Annotated in this window: 20 protein-coding genes and 4 tRNA genes; 17 read left to right on the top strand and 7 right to left on the bottom strand. The window is 42.9% G+C overall.

From position 1 onward, the window contains the following. Nucleotides 1–17: 17 nt before the first annotated feature. Nucleotides 18–188 carry a TetR/AcrR family transcriptional regulator gene (locus AOQ32_RS05915; RefSeq protein WP_083994442.1) on the bottom strand — a complete coding sequence of 57 codons (171 nt, stop codon included), beginning with the start codon at nucleotides 186–188 and terminating at the stop codon, nucleotides 18–20. A gap of 128 nt (nucleotides 189–316) precedes the next feature. Between AOQ32_RS05915 and AOQ32_RS05910 the strand changes: the two genes are divergently transcribed. The 6 genes from AOQ32_RS05910 (at nucleotide 317) to AOQ32_RS05885 (ending at nucleotide 3817) form a co-directional block, all read left to right on the top strand. After that, nucleotides 317–2587 (top strand): MMPL family transporter, encoded by a 2271-nt coding sequence (locus AOQ32_RS05910; RefSeq protein ID WP_059394007.1) that lies wholly within the window; start codon nucleotides 317–319, stop codon nucleotides 2585–2587. A gap of 149 nt (nucleotides 2588–2736) precedes the next feature. Further along, nucleotides 2737–2952, top strand: a complete 216-nt coding sequence (locus tag AOQ32_RS05905) for a DUF6290 family protein (protein WP_059394006.1) — start codon at nucleotides 2737–2739, stop codon at nucleotides 2950–2952. Beyond that, nucleotides 2949–3221 carry a type II toxin-antitoxin system RelE family toxin gene (locus AOQ32_RS05900; protein WP_059394005.1) on the top strand — a complete coding sequence of 91 codons (273 nt, stop codon included), beginning with the start codon at nucleotides 2949–2951 and terminating at the stop codon, nucleotides 3219–3221. The genes AOQ32_RS05905 and AOQ32_RS05900 overlap by 4 nt, the downstream gene beginning before the upstream one ends. Nucleotides 3222–3355: 134 nt before the next feature. Beyond that, complete coding sequence (locus AOQ32_RS05895; protein WP_059394004.1) at nucleotides 3356–3541, top strand: hypothetical protein; 186 nt, start codon at nucleotides 3356–3358, stop codon at nucleotides 3539–3541. 88 nt (nucleotides 3542–3629) lie between these two features. Beyond that, nucleotides 3630–3712, top strand: a tRNA-Tyr gene (locus AOQ32_RS05890). Nucleotides 3713–3745: 33 nt separating this feature from the next. Next, nucleotides 3746–3817 (top strand) — tRNA-Gln (locus tag AOQ32_RS05885). Nucleotides 3818–3985: 168 nt separating this feature from the next. Here the strand turns inward: AOQ32_RS05885 and hflX are convergent. From hflX to AOQ32_RS05870, 3 genes are all read right to left on the bottom strand, one after another. Further along, on the bottom strand, nucleotides 3986–5293 hold the full coding sequence (gene hflX, locus AOQ32_RS05880) for a GTPase HflX (protein ID WP_059394003.1): 1308 nt from the start codon (nucleotides 5291–5293) through the stop codon (nucleotides 3986–3988). A gap of 76 nt (nucleotides 5294–5369) precedes the next feature. Further along, nucleotides 5370–6041: a histidine phosphatase family protein gene (locus AOQ32_RS05875; RefSeq protein ID WP_059394002.1), complete on the bottom strand. Its 672-nt coding sequence runs from the start codon at nucleotides 6039–6041 to the stop codon at nucleotides 5370–5372. A gap of 159 nt (nucleotides 6042–6200) precedes the next feature. Then, nucleotides 6201–7646 (bottom strand): hemolysin family protein, encoded by a 1446-nt coding sequence (locus tag AOQ32_RS05870; protein WP_059394001.1) that lies wholly within the window; start codon nucleotides 7644–7646, stop codon nucleotides 6201–6203. A gap of 469 nt (nucleotides 7647–8115) precedes the next feature. Between AOQ32_RS05870 and nrdH the strand changes: the two genes are divergently transcribed. The 4 genes from nrdH to nrdF all read left to right on the top strand — a co-directional run bounded on the left by nrdH (nucleotide 8116) and on the right by nrdF (nucleotide 12319). Further along, the gene (gene nrdH / locus AOQ32_RS05865; RefSeq protein WP_059394000.1) at nucleotides 8116–8346 is read left to right on the top strand and encodes a glutaredoxin-like protein NrdH; all 231 of its coding nucleotides are present in this window, start codon (nucleotides 8116–8118) and stop codon (nucleotides 8344–8346) included. A gap of 105 nt (nucleotides 8347–8451) precedes the next feature. Next, nucleotides 8452–10623, top strand: coding sequence for a class 1b ribonucleoside-diphosphate reductase subunit alpha (nrdE, locus tag AOQ32_RS05860; protein ID WP_059393999.1), 2172 nt, complete (start codon nucleotides 8452–8454; stop codon nucleotides 10621–10623). A gap of 279 nt (nucleotides 10624–10902) precedes the next feature. Then, nucleotides 10903–11343: a class Ib ribonucleoside-diphosphate reductase assembly flavoprotein NrdI gene (gene nrdI, locus AOQ32_RS05855; RefSeq protein ID WP_059393998.1), complete on the top strand. Its 441-nt coding sequence runs from the start codon at nucleotides 10903–10905 to the stop codon at nucleotides 11341–11343. Between the two features lies 1 nt (nucleotide 11344). Then, entirely contained in the window at nucleotides 11345–12319 is a 975-nt protein-coding gene (nrdF, locus tag AOQ32_RS05850; protein WP_047975091.1) for a class 1b ribonucleoside-diphosphate reductase subunit beta, read from the top strand. 139 nt (nucleotides 12320–12458) lie between these two features. Here the strand turns inward: nrdF and AOQ32_RS05845 are convergent, their stop codons facing one another. Next, complete coding sequence (locus tag AOQ32_RS05845) at nucleotides 12459–13127, bottom strand: phosphatase PAP2 family protein (RefSeq protein WP_059393997.1); 669 nt, start codon at nucleotides 13125–13127, stop codon at nucleotides 12459–12461. A 126-nt stretch (nucleotides 13128–13253) separates the two neighbouring features. Then, nucleotides 13254–13403 (bottom strand): hypothetical protein, encoded by a 150-nt coding sequence (locus tag AOQ32_RS08885; RefSeq protein ID WP_168779053.1) that lies wholly within the window; start codon nucleotides 13401–13403, stop codon nucleotides 13254–13256. 94 nt (nucleotides 13404–13497) lie between these two features. Between AOQ32_RS08885 and mutY the strand changes: the two genes are divergently transcribed. The 6 genes from mutY to AOQ32_RS08880 all read left to right on the top strand — a co-directional run bounded on the left by mutY (nucleotide 13498) and on the right by AOQ32_RS08880 (nucleotide 17443). Beyond that, nucleotides 13498–14547 carry an A/G-specific adenine glycosylase gene (gene mutY, locus AOQ32_RS05840; RefSeq protein ID WP_059393996.1) on the top strand — a complete coding sequence of 350 codons (1050 nt, stop codon included), beginning with the start codon at nucleotides 13498–13500 and terminating at the stop codon, nucleotides 14545–14547. Continuing rightward, the gene (locus AOQ32_RS05835) at nucleotides 14534–15679 is read left to right on the top strand and encodes an AI-2E family transporter (RefSeq protein WP_059393995.1); all 1146 of its coding nucleotides are present in this window, start codon (nucleotides 14534–14536) and stop codon (nucleotides 15677–15679) included. The genes mutY and AOQ32_RS05835 overlap by 14 nt, the downstream gene beginning before the upstream one ends. A 211-nt stretch (nucleotides 15680–15890) precedes the next feature. Beyond that, nucleotides 15891–15972, top strand: a tRNA-Leu gene (locus tag AOQ32_RS05830). 69 nt (nucleotides 15973–16041) lie between these two features. Beyond that, a tRNA-Thr gene (locus AOQ32_RS05825) sits at nucleotides 16042–16114 on the top strand. Nucleotides 16115–16514: 400 nt separating this feature from the next. Continuing rightward, the gene (locus tag AOQ32_RS05820) at nucleotides 16515–17159 is read left to right on the top strand and encodes a CPBP family intramembrane glutamic endopeptidase (RefSeq protein ID WP_158531872.1); all 645 of its coding nucleotides are present in this window, start codon (nucleotides 16515–16517) and stop codon (nucleotides 17157–17159) included. Nucleotides 17160–17293: 134 nt separating this feature from the next. After that, nucleotides 17294–17443, top strand: a complete 150-nt coding sequence (locus AOQ32_RS08880) for a hypothetical protein (RefSeq protein WP_168779055.1) — start codon at nucleotides 17294–17296, stop codon at nucleotides 17441–17443. A gap of 166 nt (nucleotides 17444–17609) precedes the next feature. Here AOQ32_RS08880 and AOQ32_RS05815 read toward each other — a convergent pair whose 3' ends face one another. Then, the gene (locus AOQ32_RS05815) at nucleotides 17610–18275 is read right to left on the bottom strand and encodes a YoaK family protein (protein ID WP_158531871.1); all 666 of its coding nucleotides are present in this window, start codon (nucleotides 18273–18275) and stop codon (nucleotides 17610–17612) included. Between the two features lie 187 nt (nucleotides 18276–18462). Here AOQ32_RS05815 and AOQ32_RS05810 point away from each other — a divergent pair, with 187 nt between their 5' ends. After that, a complete protein-coding gene (locus tag AOQ32_RS05810; protein WP_059393992.1) occupies nucleotides 18463–18660 on the top strand; it encodes a hypothetical protein in 198 nt (65 codons plus the stop codon). Nucleotides 18661–18706: the final 46 nt, after the last annotated feature.

The raw sequence follows: 18706 nt of genomic DNA, 5'->3' as shown, positions 1-18706 counted from the left end.
TTTACACGTATTTTTGTTTAAACGTTGATATATAGGCATTTTGTGTTCCGGTAAAAGGTATTGCGGTTAATATTGGCGGCTTCGCAGATTTGCTTGACCGTTAATTTGGAAAATGGAACGGTCACGAATAGCGCAGCCGTTGTTTCCATGATGTGGTTGTGCATTAATTCGTAATTTTTATTAGCCATCGGAATTAAAAATGGGACACTTTCTTAGATTTGTCTCTCTAAGGAACAGTATAACAATTTTATCCCTTTCATAATATACATATCACCATTAAAATGTACACAACGATTAAATAAAAGGAGGAGCAATCATGCTCAAGCGTCTTGGGGAATGGATTTATGAAAATAAGTTCAAAACCTTTCTTGTTTGGTTGGTTGCCGTGGCTGTCTTAATTGGTGGGGCAGTGGGACTTGGTTCTCACTACACAACTAATTTGACAATTACTGGCATTCCATCCACTAACATTCAAAGCACTCTTGAAAAAGAGTTTAAGATGAATCCGAATAGCGGAACGATGAAGGCCGTTATTCAAAATAAGAAGGATGGTGTCGCTGACGATCAGACGAAGGCCGAAGTGGCCTCCGCTATCGATAAGCTACAAAAGAAGTATTCTTCTGACATTAAGTCGATTTCAAACCCCTATACAACGGGTGTGATTAGCTCTGATAAGACAACGACTTATGTGGATATCACCTTCAAGGATGATTCAACAAACGTTTCAAAAGACGCAATTGATGGCGTTAAGAACACGTTTAACGATAAGGTGAAGAGCTCCGATACTAAGGTTGCCTTTACCGGATCAGTGAAGGTCACACCAATTGAGGTGGGCGGTAAGTCTGAATTGATTGGAATTGCCATTGCCTTCGTGCTCTTGTTGGTATTGTTCCGTTCCTTCGTGACGGCTGGAATGCCAATCATTTCAGCCCTTGTGGGATTGGTTTCGGGGGTATTGTTGATTACCATTGGAACCAACTTCATCACATTGGCTAGTGTTAGTCAGACATTGGCTGTGATGTTGTCATTGGCCGTTGGAATTGACTACTCACTCTTTATCTTGAACCGTTACCGGACTGATTTGGCCGATACGAACGGAGATAAGAAGACGGCGCTTGGTTTGGCGCTTTCAGAGGCAGGTAGTTCAGTCATCTTCGCCGGTGTAACAGTGATTATCGCCGTCTGTGGTTTGGCCTTTGCGGGTATCGAATTCGTCACAACGATGGGATTGGCCACAGCCGTTGCCGTTGCTGTGGCTGTCGTTTCAGCGTTGACGTTCTTGCCAGCTTTGATTGCGGCTTGTGCTAAGTTCATTAAGCCAAACAATCAGACTGTTGAACACATGGCTAAGAACCCATCAAAGATTACTAAGTTGATTACTGGTCACCCTTGGACAGTTTCAATTCTGGCCATCTTGGTCTTGGCCGGCATTGCCTTGCCAGCGCAAAACATGCGTTTGGGAATGCCATATAACGGTTCATTGCCTGATAACCGAACAGAGCGTCAGGCTTATGACATGATTTCTGATAAGTTTGGTGAAGGGGTGAACTCACCTTTGATTGCTGTCGTTAAGATGGACACTGATAAGGGCCAAGCTGAAAACGAAGCTAATTTGGTCAAGATTGCCAGCCATATTGCTGACATGAAGGGCGTTAAGATGATGAGCCCATTGACTGTTGACCAGCAAAAGGCAGCCACTTTGCAGACGCAATTGACCCAAGAAGCACAACAAAAGATGGCGGCTCAAGCACAAGCAACTGGTCAAGCACCAACTCAGGCTCAGCAAGATCAAGCAGCCGCTCAAATTAAACAAGCAATTATTGCTCAAGCCTCAAAGCCTTACCAAATCAGTGCGGATGGTAAGTACGCAATGATGGTTGTGATTCCAACGAAGGGTTCAGCTGCTAAGCAAACGACTGACTTGGTTAACAAGATTAAGGGCTACTCTGACACAACGAAGTCAAAGTATGATGCTAAGATTACGATGACTGGTGTCAATGCCGTTAACTTGGACATCACGAAGAAATTGAACGACGCTACACCACTCTTTGCAGTGACAATTATTGTTTTGGCATTCATCTTGTTGATGGTTGTCTTCCGTTCATTCATCGTGCCTGCGGTGGCCATGGTCGGCTTCGGTTTGTCATTGTTAGCATCATTTGGCTTTACCACATTGGTTATTCAAGAAGGCTTCATGAAGGGAATCTTCGGTGTTGCTAAGGGCGCCCCAATTATTTCCTTCTTGCCAATCATTGCAACGGCCTTAATCTTCGGATTGGCAATGGATTATGAAGTCTTTATGGTCTCACGTGCCCGCGAAGAATACGCTAAGACTGGTGATAACGACCGTGCTGTGACGGTTGCCATGCAGTCATCTGGTCCAATCGTTGTGACGGCCGCCCTAATCATGATTGCGGTCTTTGGATCATTTGCCTTGGATCCTGACCCAACAATCAAATCAGTTGGTTTGGCCTTGTCATTTGGTATCTTCTTCGATGCCTTTATTGTCCGCTTGCTCTTTGTTCCAGCCATGATGAAAATCTTTGGTAAGTGGAATTGGGTTTTCCCAGGAAACAAGCACAAGTAACATCTTCTGATTTTTCTGCTTAAAAATTAATATAACTTGAAGAAGCCGGCCCCGTTAGGGTCGGTTTTTTTGTTAAGATTATTCTTCAAAGGCCTTACTACATTTGTAGTAAGGTGGTATACTACAAATGTAGTAAAGGAGGACCAGCGATGAGTGTGACTACTGTAAGATTAAAAGATGATACGATGGCATGGGCGAAAGAATATGCCGAATTTAAAGGGATGACTGTCACTGCATTCATTGCTTCTTTGATTGATGAAGCGCGTCAAGATGATGAAGACTATGCCGATGCGATGAAAGTGATTAACTCAGAGAATCGTGAATACGTCTCACCTAGTGAAATTAAAGCGAAATTTGGACTATGAGATATCGGTGGAAGTTTGATAAGAAGGCTGAAAAGCAATTTGAAAAACTAGATAAACCGGTACAGCGTCGCCTTTATAACTGGCTGGAGCTAAATATCAGTGGTACGAATAATCCTAGACTTTTTGGTAAAGCTTTAGAGGGTGAATTCAAAACATTGTGGCGTTATCGAGTTGGGAAGTATCGAATTATTGCTGATATTGTTGATGATGAATTTGTAGTTGTTGTCCTGAAAACTGATAAACGCTCTGATGTTTATCGTAATAAATAAGAAGATAACTTGAAGAAGCCGGCTCCGTTGGGGGCGGTTTTTTTGTTTGCATAACCGAGTGAAGACTTGTCAGAATTGCCCTTATTTGTTAGTTTAGAATAAAGAAATTTTGTTTGAGACGGGGAGAGTTCAGCATGAAAAATCGGAAGATAATGTGGTTACTAGCGCTCGCTAGTCTTATCGCCTTTGTGGGTAGCTTGTGGCTTGATCAACTGTTCTTTAAAATTATGTTTTATATTGTGGCAACGCCACTTTTCTTGCAGTTAGGGTGGTCAGCAGCCGAAAAAACTTCTGGTTATTTTAAGAAGAATCAGCGGTGAGCGGAATTAATCAAAGCAGAAATAAAGTCATAAAAAGTTTGCAATGCCTGGCGTATCTTGATATACTATTATAGTCGTAAAGATATACGGGAGTGTAGCGAAGTCTGGCTAAACGCGACGGACTGTAACTCCGTTCCTTCGGGTTCGTAGGTTCGAATCCTACCGCTCCCATCGCTGCCCTTGTGACAGCCACTGCTTTACGACTGCCCCTTGGCCAAGTGGTAAGGCAGAGGTTTTTGGTACCTCCATGCGCTGGTTCGATCCCAGCAGGGGCAATCATGATTAAAAAGACTAACAAGAAATTTCTTGTTAGTCTTTTTTTGTATTCTCGGGGAGATAAAAAGAATAGCATTATTCGATGCTTACGTGGTTAGAAGTTGGCAAATTATACCAACTTACCAACAAGCAAATAAAAACGGCCTGACGTCACTGTCAGGCCGTTTTTTAGGCTAAGTATTGTTTGTACTGTTCGATTTCTTTTGGCTTCAAGGAAACGCGGATGGTTGTCCCAGATTCGTTGAAGTCTTGAGCCAAGAGGGCATGCTTGTCTAAGATTTCAGCCACAATCTTTGAGTCTGCAAAGGGTACGTGCAGACTCACTTCGGCCATGTCGGCAAAGAGTGTCTTTTTAATCAGCGTCAGAACCTCATCCTGGGAAGTCCGGTCGCGGGCAGAAATGGTAATTGACTGATCACCATCGACCAGTGGGAAGGCCATTTCTGCTATATCCGCCTTGTTATAGATGGTAATCATCGGCTTATCCGTGATTCCTAAGCGGGCCAGTGTTTCCTTCGTTGTCGTCATCATCTCTTGATAATGAGCGTCAGAAATGTCAACTACTTGCAAAAGTAAATCAGCCTGGGCGGCCTCTTGCAGAGTTGACTCAAAGGCAGCGACTAAGTGATGGGGCAACTTGGAAACAAAGCCGACCGTATCCGAAAGGAGGAATTGCGTCTTATCGGGCAACGTTAACTGACGGATAGTAGTGTTCAAAGTGGCAAAGAGCATGTCCTTTTCGAAAACTTGCTTGCTTTGGTCACTACCGGCTCCTTGGCCAAAACGAGCTAAGAGTTGATTCATTAATGTCGACTTACCAGCGTTGGTATAACCAACCAAGGCGACGGTTGGCAGTTCAGATTCTTGCCTTTGCTTGGCTTGCGTTGAGGCATCCTTTTGCAATTCTGCCAGTTCCTTCTTGATGGCGACCATTTCGTTGGTAAGGCGCCGGCGGGATTGCTCAAGCTTTGTTTCACCGGAACCACGGCTCGTGAATCCGGCACCACCGGCTCCAGTTTGCTGGTCTAATGAGACGGACATCGAGGTCCGCAATCGAGGTAATTGATATTGCAGGCGGGCTAATTGAACTTGGAGTTTGGCAACCTTGGTCTGAGCCCGTTCGGCAAAGATATCGAGGATTAAGCCGGTCCGATCAACAACAGTGGCACCCGTTTCGGCTTCTAAATTTCTGATTTGCGATGGGGATAATTCGTCGTTGGTCACGATTAAATCAGCATCGTAGGTTTCAACGGCAATCTTGAGTTCATCAACCTTGCCCTTACCGAAATAAGTGGCCGGGTTGGGGCGCTCCAATGATTGAAGGAAGGTTTCAACTGGTTGTAAGTTATTGGCTAAGGCCAAGTTTTCCAACTCTGTTAGTTCATATTCTAGGTTTTGCTTTTGGTCCGTTCGTAAGCCGGCCAAAAGGACGGGTCGGCTAGGCTTTTGTGAGGTTTCTTTAAAGGTTGTTGGCATACACAGGCCTTTCTGTGAAATAAAACCGCCCTGATTTCAGTAGCGGTTTGGGAACAATTGAATAAAAAATGTTTTCTTAATCAAAAACGGTAGTGATGTCGTTGAAGGCCAAGATATCGGCACCGTCGTCTTTAAGGCGCAGGTGCATGACGGCACCGTTATGCACCGGATGGGCGGCCATTTCGGGATGACCGAAGTAATCGGCGATTGCCCGAATGGTTGTCCCATGAGAGACAAGCAGGACCTTGTCGCCGTCTTGGTGGCGACTTTTCAGGTCTTTAAAGCCAGCCTCGATGCGGTTGACGAATTCTTGGTAGGACTCAGCTAGGTGATAGGGGTCTGCATCGTGGAAAATATCCATGACAACTGGCATACCGAGGTCTGCGACCATGTCGGCGTATGCGTTGTAGGTCTTTGGTACCCGAGCATTCAAGTCTGTTAATGTAACCTGGGAGTCGCGGCCTTCAAAAGAACCGAAATTTTCTTCACGGAAGTTGGGCAAAGTAGTTGGTTCTACTGGTGACTGTGCCTGATTTTCACTCAAGGCATAGCGAGCAGTGTGGATTGCCCGTGTTAAATCAGAAGAGTAAGCACCATCAAAGTGAATCTTGGCGAGGCGTTGACCAGCCTTATGCCCATCTTGGATGCCGGCATCAGTTAACGGTGCATCGGAAAATCCTTGGAAACGGCGTAAAAGGTTAAAGTAAGTTTGGCCGTGGCGGACCATATAAACATCAATTCCTGCCATGAAATAAGACTCCTTCAAATCTGTTTTTCTTCTTCTTTTGTTAGAAGATTTCTTGTTTCTAGTGTACCACGAAAGGCAGGTGAGCCAAATGCTTTGCCGGTCTTTCGGACTGATTTTTTAATCAAAAAAGCCGGCGAAAATTCGTCGACTTTTTAAATATTATTCGGGGTCGGTATCCTGACCCTTGAGCTGAAACTTTAAGCGCTCACGGTCTTTTTCAGACATGGAGGGCTTGCTTTCAGAAGTGCCTTGGCTATCGGCATCGTCAGAATCTGTGTTATCAGGTTCTGGTTTCGTCTCAAGCTCTTTGACAGCAAATTCAGGGATAAAGGCGTTTTCGTAATCAAGCGCCGTGATTTGATAGTTGGCAATTCGTAAAGAGTCGCCAGTTCGGAAATCAGGATCGCGCTTCAAAACGTAACCAGTCAAGGTCACGGCCTCATCGTCGTCTAATTCTTTTACATGAATCTGGAAGTAGCGTTGGAAATCATACAGGGTTGTCTTACCAGAAACCTTATAGCGTTGATTACCAAGCTTTTCGATGTATTCATCGGATTCATCATTGATTTCATCTCGAACAGAACCAAAAAGTTCTTCGTAGATATCTTTATCAGTAATGATTCCGGCAGTACCACCGTATTCATCGACGACCACCGCAATTGGAGAACGCTTGATGGTCATTTCATCCATGACATCGTGCAAGTCCATGTTTTCAGGGACGGCAGGAATGTCACGCATAATTTGAGCAACAGGGTTTTTCCCAGAAATTCGATTTTGGCGAACAAGGTCGTAGTTAAAGACATAACCCAAAACCTTATCTTTATCGTTGTCAGCGACAACCGGGAAACGAGAGTGACGCTTTTGCAAGTACTCATCAAGCCCCTTGGCAATCGTATCATGGACATCGATCACATCCATTGATGTTCGATCAATCATGACGTCAGCGGCGACCTTATCGTTCATTTCAAAAGCACGTTGCATAAAGGTCAAATCTTCGGTATCCAATTCACCGGCTTCAGCAGCACTCTTCGACAAGGAAAGGATTTCCGTCTGTGAATAGATATCATCATCATTAGTGACCTGGAAACCAATCAAACGGGTTAACCAATTTGATAAGTGATCGAGGATCCAAATGAATGGGAAAAGGGCAATATGAAAGAAGCGGACTGGACGCACAATTAACAACAAGACCTTGATTGGTTCTTGAATGGCAATGTTCTTTGGCACCAAGTCGGTAAAGACGGCGTGAATAATCGTAAAGATAACGATGGCCGCAACAGAAGCGACAGGCTTGGCATAGTCAGCTGGAAGGATATTAGTTGCCAAAATCAAATCAGCAACGGTTTCCTCACCAATCCAACCTAAAATCAAAGATGTTAATGTAATTCCGACTTGAGCAGTCGATAAGAACTCCGTTAGGTGCGACACCATATGAATGGCGTGCGCAATGTTTTTTGATGGCTTTTCGCGATCAGCTTGAAGAGCCTCCAAGGCCGACAAGCGCACCTTAACAAGAGAATATTCCGTTAGTGTAAACAAAACCGCCAACAACAAAATAAAGATGATGACGAACGCATTCAACAAGAACGAGGGACCAGAATCCACAGTTATTACCTCACTTATATAATTTAGATATTTCCTCTATTATAGCAAACTTTCTGAAACAAAAAAGATAATCTTTATTGGCAAAGCTTATGAAACGGAAAAGATAATCTTGTTTGTCGTTAGAATTGGTCTAGTATTCTTGGCCAGACTGATTTCACAAGCAAAATTCTTTTTGTTTGACAAAAAAAGGCGCTAATATAGGGGCAAAGTAAGCGCACTTGTTTCAACAAAAGGGATTAGATTGCGCTTTTAAAAATACAGTGAATATTGTGAATTAAAAAATATGCAAAATCAAAAGCCTATTAGAAAGGCCTTTAGGCGAACAAATGTTTGTGCGGACAGTTTTAGGCCTTGAACTCTAAGAAAAATCGGCTAAACTAGTAATTAGCTCAATTGCTTGTTAGTGCTTGTAAATGCTGGTGCGACAGGGAATTGCTTGAAAAATATAAAAGAAAGTGGGACCAAAAGTATGGCTCAAGTAACGGTCTTTACCAAAAATAATTGTGTACAGTGCAAGATGACAAAACGCTACCTCGACAGCATGGGGGTTGGCTACGAAGAAATTAATATCGAAGAACAACCAGAGTATCTTGCTCAATTGAAGGATGCTGGTTTTAAGCAGACACCTGTTGTTCAAATTGCTGGTCAGGAAGCCTTCTCTGGTTTTCAACCTGACGCCTTGAAGTCTTTGACGGCCTAAGTTTTTTTAGTGTCACGATTTTTTCCGCCTAGTCCTGATTGGTCTATGCGGAATTTTTCTTCTTAAGGGGAAAACGAACAAATTATAAAAAACGAGGAGAATTATATGTCATTATTGGATCTTGACCTTACACAGGTTACCTATTTTGATTTAAATAACGAAATCAATATTCCAAAGGACAACCAGATTCAGTTGAACAAGGATCAGGAAGCTTTGGCAGCCTTCATGAAGGAAAACGTTGAACCAAACTTAAAGCGGTTTGACTCTGTTGAAGCTCATTACGATTGGTTGATTGAAAACGACTTTTTGGATAAGGGCCTGGTCAAAAAATATGACATGGCCTTCATCAACAAGATGTATGACTTCTTAGAGGAACAAGACTTCCACTTTAGTTCCTTTATGGCGGCCTTTAAGTTCTACAACCAATATGCGCAAAAGACGAACGACAAGGCTTACTATGTTGAATCTTACTTGGACCGCGTTGCCTTGAATGCTTTGTTCTACGCTAACGGTGATGAGAACTTAGCGATGGCCTTGGCCAATGAAATGATTCACCAGCGCTACCAACCGGCAACACCATCATTTTTGAATGCTGGTCGTGCTCGTCGTGGTGAATTGGTTTCTTGTTTCGTTTTGCAAACAAGCGATGACATGAACTCCATCGGCCGAACAATCAACTCAGCTTTGCAGTTGTCAAAGATGGGTGGGGGAGTTGGGATCAATCTCTCAAACCTTCGTGAAGCTGGCGCACCGGTGATGGGCATTGCCAATTCTGCTGGTGGGATTGTGCCAGTGATGAAGTTGTTAGAAGATTCCTTTACTTTTTCTTCACAGGTTGGAGCCCGTCAGGGAGCCGGTGTTGTTTACTTGAACATCTTCCATCCTGATTTGATGACCTTCTTGGCTACCAAGAAGGAAAACGCCGACGAAAAGGTCCGCGTGAAGACCCTGTCATTGGGCTTGATTGTGCCCGACAAGTACTACGACTTGATTGAAAAGGGCCAAGAAATGGCCTTGTTCTCACCAGTTGATGTTGAACGCGAGTACGGCATGCCATTCAACTATGTTGATATCACTGCCGAATATGACAACATGTTGAAGAACGACAAAATCACGAAGAAGATGATTCCTGCCCGAACGATTGAAGAAGAAATTTCAAAGCTTCAGCAAGAATCCGGTTACCCTTACATCGTGAACATCGATACAGTTAACCGTGCTAACCCAGTTGCTGGAAAGGTCATTTCATCAAATCTTTGTTCTGAAATTTTGCAGGTGCAAACACCTTCAACCATTGACGATGAACAGGAATATACAACCTTAGGTGAGGATATCTCATGTAACTTGGGTTCAATCAACATCGTTAACATGATGAAGACGGATGATTTCGCCGGCTCTGTCGATGCGATGATCCGCGCTCTGTCATTTGTTTCTGAACAATCTAATTTGAACGTGGTTCCATCCGTACAAAATGGTAACCAACAAAACCACGCCGTTGGTTTGGGTGCCATGGGTCTGGCGGCCTTCTTTGCTCAAAATAAGATGATGTATGGTGATAAAGAATCGTTGGACTTTACCAAGGTCTTCTTTATGACATTGAACTTCTACTCATTGAAGGCTTCAATGAACATCGCATTGGATCGTCAAGAAACTTTCAAGGACTTTGACAAATCAGCTTACGCTGACGGCACATACTTTGAAAAGTATGTCAGCCAAGATTGGGGCCCAGAGACTGATAAGGTGAAGGAACTGTTTGCTAACCTGCCAGTACCAACGAAGGAAGACTGGGCAGAATTGCGCGATCAAGTGCAAAAGAACGGTTTGTACAACGCTTACCGTCACGCGGTAGCGCCAACTGGTTCAATCTCATACGTCAATAACACCACGGCTTCTTTGTTGCCAATCGTTAACAAGATTGAAGAACGTCAAGAAGGAATGATTGGGAAGGTTTACTACCCAGCACCTGGTCTGTCAAATGAGACGTTGCCTTACTATGTTTCTGCCTATGACACGAACATGAAAAAGGTCATTGATATTTATGCAGCCGCTCAGCCACACGTTGACCAGGGAATGTCTTTGACATTCTTCATGCGCTCAACGATTCCGGAAGGTCTTTATGACTGGAAGAATGGTCGGACGGAGAAGATGACCACACGTGATTTGTCTAAGTTGCGTAATTATGCTTACAAGAAGGGCATCAAGTCTCTGTACTATGTTCGAACATATACGGATGATAACCAAGAGGCTGGTATCAACGAATGTGAGTCTTGCTCAATTTAATGACGATTTAATTCTAATTGGATACGCTTACAGGAATTTAAGTTAGAAAATTTTTCTAACAAAATGCGATTGTGAATAAGTGTTCAACCGTTAGCCTGGTCTTGTTTACCGGGTTCACAAATGACTGAGCACTGCTCAGTCGTACATATTTTAGGGGTTGACGGCTGTCAACCTAGCTGTTAAATTGAATACGTTGCATGAACTTTGTTCAAATATTATCAAATGATTCTAATTCAAAGTTCTGACAAACAGCCTACGCTGTTTAGAAAGGAAAGTCCGATGGCAACATACCGACTTTTATATGCCAGCATTGAGGGCAATACACAGTCGTTTATTAATAAGCTGCAAGCGGTTGCTGAAGAAAAAGGTGACATGATTGACGCTAAAGTAGTCGGTGATGAAACCGATTATGAAGCTGAACACCAACCCTTTGTGGCGATTGTACCAACCTACTTGACGGGCGGTACCGGTACCGGCCCTGCAGTAATCGAAATCTTTACGAACGCACTCGCAGACTATATTGATTTTGAAGACAATGCTACACTAATAAGGGGTGTAGTTGGATCGGGGAACCGCAACTTTAACGATCAATATATTTTGACTGCGAAGCGCTACGCCAAAAAGTATCAGGTACCGGTGATTGGAGACTACGAGTTACGTGGGACTTCTTACGACGCAGAAAAAATTTACCAAAGCATCACGGAAACATTAGGAGAATAACATGGTTGAACACGTGAATAACGGCTCATATACTGCCATTAACTGGAACGACATTGAGGACGCCTTGGATAAGGCTACCTGGGAAAAGTTGACCCAACAATTCTGGTTGGATACCCGTGTCCCAATTTCAAACGACTTGCGCAACTGGCGTGGTGATTTGAATGATACGGAACGCCGGGTTTATAACTTGGTCTTCGGTGGTTTGACGACCTTGGATACATTGCAGTCACAGGACGGAATGGCTTCATTGCGTCGCGATGCAGTTAACCAAAAGGAAGAAGCGGTTTTGAACAACATCCAATTTATGGAATCTGTTCACGCCAAGTCATATTCTTCAATCTTTGAAACGTTGAACGACAAGTCAGAGATTGATGCGACCTTCGAATGGGCCGATCATGATGAATTCTTGCAGTACAAGGCGAACAAGATTAATGATGTTTACCAAAATGGTACACCATTGCAAAAGAAGGTTGCTTCGGTCTTCTTGGAAACTTTCTTGTTCTACTCAGGTTTCTACACGCCTTTGTACTACTTGGGCCACAACCGGATGCTGAACGTTGCCGAAATCATCAAGCTGATTTTGCGTGATGAGTCTGTGCACGGTACTTACATCGGTTACAAGTTCCAAATCGGCTTTAACAAGCTTTCAGAAGCGGAACAAGAAGAAATGAAGACTTGGATGTATGACTTGTTGTACGATTTGTACGACAACGAAGAAAAGTTTACCCACGAAATTTATGATCAAATTGGTTGGACGGATGACGTCTTGGTCTTCTTGCGCTACAACGCCAACAAGGCCTTGATGAACTTGGGACAGGAACCATTGTTCCCAGACAACGCCGACCAGGTTAACCCAGTTGTGATGAATGGTATTTCAACTTCCACATCAAACCACGACTTCTTCTCAGGAGTTGGTAATGGTTACTTGTTGGGACAAGTTGAAGCCATGTCTGATGACGATTATAAGGAAGACTAAACTTCTAACAAATCAGAATGCCCACCGCTCAAAGCGGTGGGCATTTTTTTGTTTGAAGGGTGGGCTGATTTTTAGTGGATCATGTTTTTGCATGACAAATAAAAAAGACTCGGTCGTTAGCGACTGAGTCTGATCAATATTAAATTTCTTGTTCTTTGAACGCCCAAAAATTTTTCTTCAATGTGGTTGCGACTGTCGGATAAAGGCTAGCGCAGAGGACGACCCAAGCGTAGGCAAGTAGGTAGCCGGCAATGACGTCTGAGGCGAATTGCGAAGAAAAGTAGAGTCGCGAGAGCATAACCATCAGCGCCAGGGTAATTAAAATCCAGTCAATCAAAATCCGTAAGATCATCGAATTAATGTTTGGTGTCACCAACAAGAACAGGATAAAAACGATTGACCAAATAGCAACGACGTGTTGTGACGGGAATGAGTAGCCGGTGTCCGTTAAGAGGTGACCAACGGGGCGCGAGGCATGAATAAAGAACTTAATGATTTGGGTCAAAATAATTTGACCAAAGGCGGTAAAGATTACCCAAAATGCCGGGATTTTTAAGTTTGCCAAAAGTAGGACGCTTGCTAAGAGGACGGCATAAATTAGACACATGAGTGGCGAACCTAAGAAGGTTGCTGCCGACATAATAGCATTACCGTAACTCGTTTGAATTCCAGTCATAAAGAAGCGAACTGACTCATTCATTTCATACAAAAAAGACGCATTGGTGCCAATTAAAACGGCCAGAACGATAAAGAGCAGGGTGGCAAAGACTGCCCGGCGGCGTTGTTTATTTTCGACGGAAATAATCATAGGTTTGGTCTCCAAATAAGTGATTGCTCAACATTTAGTATAAGCATGGCCGCCAGGCAAGACAAGCAGTTTTCTTCAGATTTATGAAAAAATCAAGAAAAAAAACTAGCTGAACGCTAGTTTTCCTTACTTAGTGCTTGTGTTAGGGATTTCTGTTGTCTTTCCCTTAGCCCATTGTTGCAATTGAGCAACAGCAGCTTGACGCTTCTTCTTAGAAGAGTCGTGTCCGACCTTACGGCCGCGGGCAAATGAATTCAATGGTGTCTTAACTGCCATGGTGTAACTCCTTATATTAGATAAAATAAATGTATCGTACAGAAAACAATTATACCTGATAAGAGATTGGTTTTCAAGTGCTATAATAGTGGTTATGGAGAATTGGAATCAAACGACAATCAACGCCTTTCGCAAAGACTTGCTTGCCTGGTACGACCAAGAGGGTCGAGCAGCTTTGCCTTGGCGACAAAACACGGATCCTTATCGAATTCTAGTCTCGGAGTTAATGCTCCAGCAGACCAGAGTTGATACGGTCATCACCTATTTTAACCGCTTCATGGAAGCTTTGCCAACGGTGGCTGATTTGGCTGCTGCTGATGAAGATTTGGTCTTAAAACTTTGGGAAGGGCTCGGTTATTATTCACGGGCTAGAAACCTACATAAGGCGGCTAAGTATGTAGTCAATGACCTTCAGGGTCACTGGCCAGAATCATATGATGACCTCCAGGACTTGCCTGGGGTTGGGCCCTATACGGCAGCGGCGATTGCCTCGATTGCTTTTGGTCAAGTAGTACCAGCCATTGACGGTAATTTCTTTCGAGTCTTTTCCCGCCTGTTGAAGATTGACGATGATATTGCGCAACCAAAAACCCGTAAGGTCTTTTATCAAGCAATTGAACCAATCGTTGACCCAGAGAGGCCTGGTGACTTTAACCAAGCAATTATGGACTTGGGCACAACCTATATGAAGACGGATAATCCGGATACCCTGCATTCACCCGTTAAAAAATATAACGCGGCCTTTCGAGATGGGGTTGAGGACCAGTATCCGGTGAAGACAAAAAAGAAAAAGCCAGTGCGACAGATTTATCAAGCTCAAGTGGCATATGATGAACAGGGTCGGTTGTTGTATGAGCAACGACCAAAAACAGGTCTGCTAGCTAATTTTTGGACCTTGCCATTGAAGCAAGTGGAGTCAATCGAAGAATTGGCCGGAAAACAACTGACTTTAAAGCCGGTTGTGCACGTCTTTTCTCACCGCCGCTGGGAAATTTGGTTGGTTGATTTACCGGTCAAAAATCAGCAGAACTTGCCAACCAACATGGCCTTCCTGTCGCCTGCGGAGCAAGAGGCACTGGCCCTGCCGAAGGTACAACATAAGCTATTAGATCAATTAAGGGAGATTGATGATGTTTCCAAATGATAAATTAAGGACCATATTCTTTTGGACAATTGAGGCGCTGGCTCTAGCCTGTTTAATTTTCTTAGTCTTTCGTTTTGACTTTTTAATGCATCCGATTGCAGTCTTTGCCAACACGGTTTTTATGCCACTATTGGTTGCTGGCTTCTTCTACTACGTTTTGAAGCCGATTTTAAAGGCAATTGAAAAAATCAGAATCAAAAACTGGCAGATGCCTCGGTTTTTGGCCGTCTGGATTACCTTTGCCTTGTTCTTGATTGTGGTTGGTGGGGCTTTGGTGATTTTTGTACCACTGATTTTAAACGAAATCACGAATATGATTAATGCCATCCCATCGTTTATCAAACACGTGCAGGATTTGGCTAATGAGATGGTCAAGGAGCCCTGGTTTAAGCGCATGAATATCTCGGTTTCAGATACTGACATTAAGACGTCTGTGACCAAGTATGGGACTTCTGTCCTCTCAATTACTGCCGGTACTCTTCAAGCTGTGATTGCGGGAGCGACTTCTTTTACCATCAACGCTTTGATGGTTCCAATCATTCTCTTTTATATGCTGAACGACGCGGACCACTTTTTGCCAACGGTCAAAAATTTCTTCCCAAAGAGCAAGGCGCAGGACGTCTTTGAACTTGGGGGACAACTCGATAAGACCATTGAGCGCTATATTTCGGGTCAGGCCATTCAGATGGTCTTTGTCGGCTTTGCCATGAGTATTGGTTATTGGATGACCGGATTACCATATATTTGGCTCCTTGGCTTCATTGCCGGAGTCGCTAACATCGTTCCTTATGTGGGACCCTTTATCGGGGTTGTGCCGGCCGTCTTGGTTGCTTTATCGATTTCCTGGAAGATGGTCATCGGAATCGTGATTACGATGGCAATTGTCCAGCAGGTTAACGGTTCAATTATTTATCCAGCCTTGATTGGTAAGAGCCTGAAGATTCATCCGTTAACGGTGATGCTGCTCTTGCTTGGGGCTGGGAATCTTTGGGGTATCGTCGGCATGATCATTGTTGTGCCGGTGTACGCGATTGCTCGAACAATTATCCTATATGCCTATAAACTGCATCTAGCGCAACGAAAAGAGCAGTCTGTTTCGGAATTAACGAAGAAGACCCTTGATAATGAATAACAATTGATAAATCAGCGCCACAGGCTTTGTCTGTGGTGCTTTTTGAATGGGGGAGCTTCTTGGTTATTCTCTGTGGACGTGCTGTTGAAAAAATAATGATTTTTTCTAAAGTTTTACTTGACGATGAGAAAGAAATCCAGTATTATTAAATGGTTGCCAAAGCGTCTGTCGGTTGTTTAAAATCGAAAGTTAGCCTGGTACGTCAAGATTTGCGGATGTGGCGGAATTGGCAGACGCGCTGGATTTAGGTTCCAGTGGAGTAATCCGTGCAGGTTCGATTCCTGTCATCCGTATCACAATATTTCAAAAAATATTGTTGAAGTATTCAAAATGTTTTGATATAATATTTAGGTACTGATTTTGCCGACTTAGCTCAGTTGATAGAGCACCTCACTAGTAATGAGGGGGTCAGCGGTTTGAGTCCGCTAGTCGGCATAAGGCTCGTAGAGCAAGACTTTTCCAAAAGGTAGAACACAAGGTGTTCTACCTTTTTTGTCGTAATTTTTTTATTTGAAGAAAGCCATTAATGTTTTTATCTCGCACGGGGTAATCTGGCATTAATCTCGTGCCTCTAATTAAAAAATATAAAAAAAGTATAAATAACCAAAATATACATTAAATTTATTAAACGTGTTACGATATATTTAAGAAATTCAATAAAAATTGGAGGTTTTGCATGAAACAAGATAGTGAAGAAATCAAGAACAAAATAACGCATTACGACATATTGATAATCTTTCTATTTTTTGTAGGTTCGTTTTTTGAGCCTGGGCACCCGGATATAGTGTCTTTTGGCGCGACAATTGTGTTGTAAGTATTGATGTCCATCGTTTTGATGATTGACGTTTATTTGATTCGTAAAGTAGCCAATCAAGAGAAAATTTATCAAGAAAAGCTACCGCTTTCGAAACCACAAAAATTTTTAATTTTTGGTCTGTTGGTGTATTTTGTTGTGTTATATGCTATTAATGGCAATATTCAAAGCCTCTTGGAGCTTTTCAAAGAATCACCCAAAATGATACTTAGTTGCACAATGGTCGCTTTAGGTGCTGGCTTTTTTGAAGAGTACCTTTTCAGAGGTTATCTGGTAAATTTGACACAACGTATTTTGAATCGTTTTAAAATTCAACACAACAGATTGATTATTATTTCTATCTCAACAAGCTTAGCTTTTTCAGCTCTTCATCTTTTAAATTTATCTGTTTATCCATCTAGTTTAGCTGTATATCAGCAAGTATTTTATGCTTTTGGATCTGGTTTATTATTCATGATTTTCCGCGTACTGACAAATTCCATTCTAGTCGTTGCCGTAGCACACTTTCTTTTCGATTGGCAGAGCACGATTACTGGTAACTTACCAGTCAGCCCTTGGTCCGACATTTTGTTGACTTTCTTGCCGTTGATAGTTATTGCTATTGTCTGGCTAGTTTCACTGGATAAAACTATTGAACAGAAGCAGATTGTGGAATCGAAACCTTAGCTGACATTAACGAAGGAAAAATTAGACTCCATTTATCAGGGCCTGATTTTTTTATTTTTTATATAACATTTTACTTTACATCAATGAGTTTTGGTGTATACTGAGGGCAATCAAATTTAAAGGAGGAACATTATATGTCATTCGAAGAAAAATTTGATGCAGCAAAGGACAAGTTGGAAGGTGAGGCTAAAGTGGCTGAGGGCAAGGCAAAGGAATTTGCAGCTGATGCTAAAGATGCCACCAAAGATTTTGCCGACAAAACAAAGGATGCTTTTAAAAAGTAGCTAACGGATTTCATGGATGTCCGGTAGCTGTTGAAGGTAAGACGTTTTTAAACGTCTTACCTTTTTTAATTTATACTCAGTTTGCTCTGCGGTGGTTCGGTGGTGTTGTTTGGCAAATGAATCAAAAGAAAAAGCCTTGACCAAAAAACGATCAGAGGCTGTTTACTTATTTCATTGTGACCAGTTGGCTCATAATGAGTGTTACCAGAGCTGGAATGAGGATGGCCAATCCAGCCAAGACTGGAACCGTTGCACTGATCAACAGTGCTCCCAAGAAGAAGGTGAAAATGACCGTGGCGATATCGATGGCTGTTTGTGCCATCTTAGTGTTGCCACGGAAGAGGCTTTCATAGAGGGCCTCGTAGAGTGTCCGGAAATTTCCGGTCATCATTAGTGGCATGAATGGGGCACCTTTGAGCTTACGGAATTCCTGTAACTCGGCAGCAGCGGCAAAGGAAAGAATTGATGTACCAACGAGGTTGGGCACGTGCTTCTGTAGGATTGCAGACAACACCAAAATGGCTGTCATATACCAAAGGACAAAACGGCGTTCGGTTGTTTTACTAGCGCCTTTATTTTCTAGTACATGTTGTAGAACCTTGATTAAGAGAGTACCAACACCGAAAGCAAGCAGTGAAATCAGGTAGTGACTTGCAGTGGAAAAGTGCATTTTCCCTAAGTTGATACCAAGCAAAATTAGGTTTCCGGTTTGCAGACCGGCAAAGACCTCGCCGTGGATTAGGTAAGAATAAGCATCCAGTGATCCAGCGGTGAAGGTTAAGAGACTTCCAAAGAGGAGTCGTTCATGTGATGGAAATAAATTTTTAGACAAATCCGTCACCTCCAATACGGATACCATTGTACTGCAATTTGTTTTGTTTGCGTGGATAAAGTCGCTGATTTTCAAGGGTTATACGATTTTCAAAATAGGATTCGAAATCACTCTTTTAGATTTAAAAAAGAATGGTTCCGATAAAAGTGCTATACTCAACCTAGAATGATGAGAAGGAGTACAGAATATGAAGTATGGAATGCGGACACCAAGTTTGAAAAAGTCGATTGCGGCTCGAACATCCGGCCGGGCAACGCGGGCGGTTAAGAAGGCCTTGATTCCGGGTTATGGAACCCGGGGACGGGGTTGGATGAACCCAAAAAAGAAGATGTATAACAGGGTTTATAGCAAGACAACTTTTAGTTTGTTTGACTTGTTTAAGTGAAAATGCCGACTAGCGGACTCAAACCGATTTTTGGCAATTAAAAAGG

It is taken from the genome of Fructobacillus tropaeoli (genome assembly GCF_001047135.2).
Taxonomy (GTDB): Bacteria; Bacillota; Bacilli; order Lactobacillales; family Lactobacillaceae; genus Fructobacillus; species Fructobacillus tropaeoli.
The sequence above is the reverse complement of the archived record's forward strand: the minus strand, read 5'-3'. Positions and strand labels throughout refer to the sequence as shown.

What these genes read in the sequence shown, in the direction of transcription:
- AOQ32_RS05915 (WP_083994442.1), bottom strand. Translation starts at nt 188, where the DNA reads ATGGCTAATAAAAATTACGAATTAATGCACAACCACATCATGGAAACA.
- AOQ32_RS05910 (WP_059394007.1), top strand. Translation starts at nt 317, where the DNA reads ATGCTCAAGCGTCTTGGGGAATGGATTTATGAAAATAAGTTCAAAACC.
- AOQ32_RS05905 (WP_059394006.1), top strand. Translation starts at nt 2,737, where the DNA reads ATGAGTGTGACTACTGTAAGATTAAAAGATGATACGATGGCATGGGCG.
- AOQ32_RS05900 (WP_059394005.1), top strand. Translation starts at nt 2,949, where the DNA reads ATGAGATATCGGTGGAAGTTTGATAAGAAGGCTGAAAAGCAATTTGAA.
- AOQ32_RS05895 (WP_059394004.1), top strand. Translation starts at nt 3,356, where the DNA reads ATGAAAAATCGGAAGATAATGTGGTTACTAGCGCTCGCTAGTCTTATC.
- hflX (WP_059394003.1), bottom strand. Translation starts at nt 5,293, where the DNA reads ATGCCAACAACCTTTAAAGAAACCTCACAAAAGCCTAGCCGACCCGTC.
- AOQ32_RS05875 (WP_059394002.1), bottom strand. Translation starts at nt 6,041, where the DNA reads ATGGCAGGAATTGATGTTTATATGGTCCGCCACGGCCAAACTTACTTT.
- nrdH (WP_059394000.1), top strand. Translation starts at nt 8,116, where the DNA reads ATGGCTCAAGTAACGGTCTTTACCAAAAATAATTGTGTACAGTGCAAG.
- nrdE (WP_059393999.1), top strand. Translation starts at nt 8,452, where the DNA reads ATGTCATTATTGGATCTTGACCTTACACAGGTTACCTATTTTGATTTA.
- nrdI (WP_059393998.1), top strand. Translation starts at nt 10,903, where the DNA reads ATGGCAACATACCGACTTTTATATGCCAGCATTGAGGGCAATACACAG.
- nrdF (WP_047975091.1), top strand. Translation starts at nt 11,345, where the DNA reads ATGGTTGAACACGTGAATAACGGCTCATATACTGCCATTAACTGGAAC.
- AOQ32_RS05845 (WP_059393997.1), bottom strand. Translation starts at nt 13,127, where the DNA reads ATGATTATTTCCGTCGAAAATAAACAACGCCGCCGGGCAGTCTTTGCC.
- AOQ32_RS08885 (WP_168779053.1), bottom strand. Translation starts at nt 13,403, where the DNA reads ATGGCAGTTAAGACACCATTGAATTCATTTGCCCGCGGCCGTAAGGTC.
- mutY (WP_059393996.1), top strand. Translation starts at nt 13,498, where the DNA reads ATGGAGAATTGGAATCAAACGACAATCAACGCCTTTCGCAAAGACTTG.
- AOQ32_RS05835 (WP_059393995.1), top strand. Translation starts at nt 14,534, where the DNA reads ATGTTTCCAAATGATAAATTAAGGACCATATTCTTTTGGACAATTGAG.
- AOQ32_RS05820 (WP_158531872.1), top strand. Translation starts at nt 16,515, where the DNA reads ATGATTGACGTTTATTTGATTCGTAAAGTAGCCAATCAAGAGAAAATT.
- AOQ32_RS08880 (WP_168779055.1), top strand. Translation starts at nt 17,294, where the DNA reads ATGTCATTCGAAGAAAAATTTGATGCAGCAAAGGACAAGTTGGAAGGT.
- AOQ32_RS05810 (WP_059393992.1), top strand. Translation starts at nt 18,463, where the DNA reads ATGAAGTATGGAATGCGGACACCAAGTTTGAAAAAGTCGATTGCGGCT.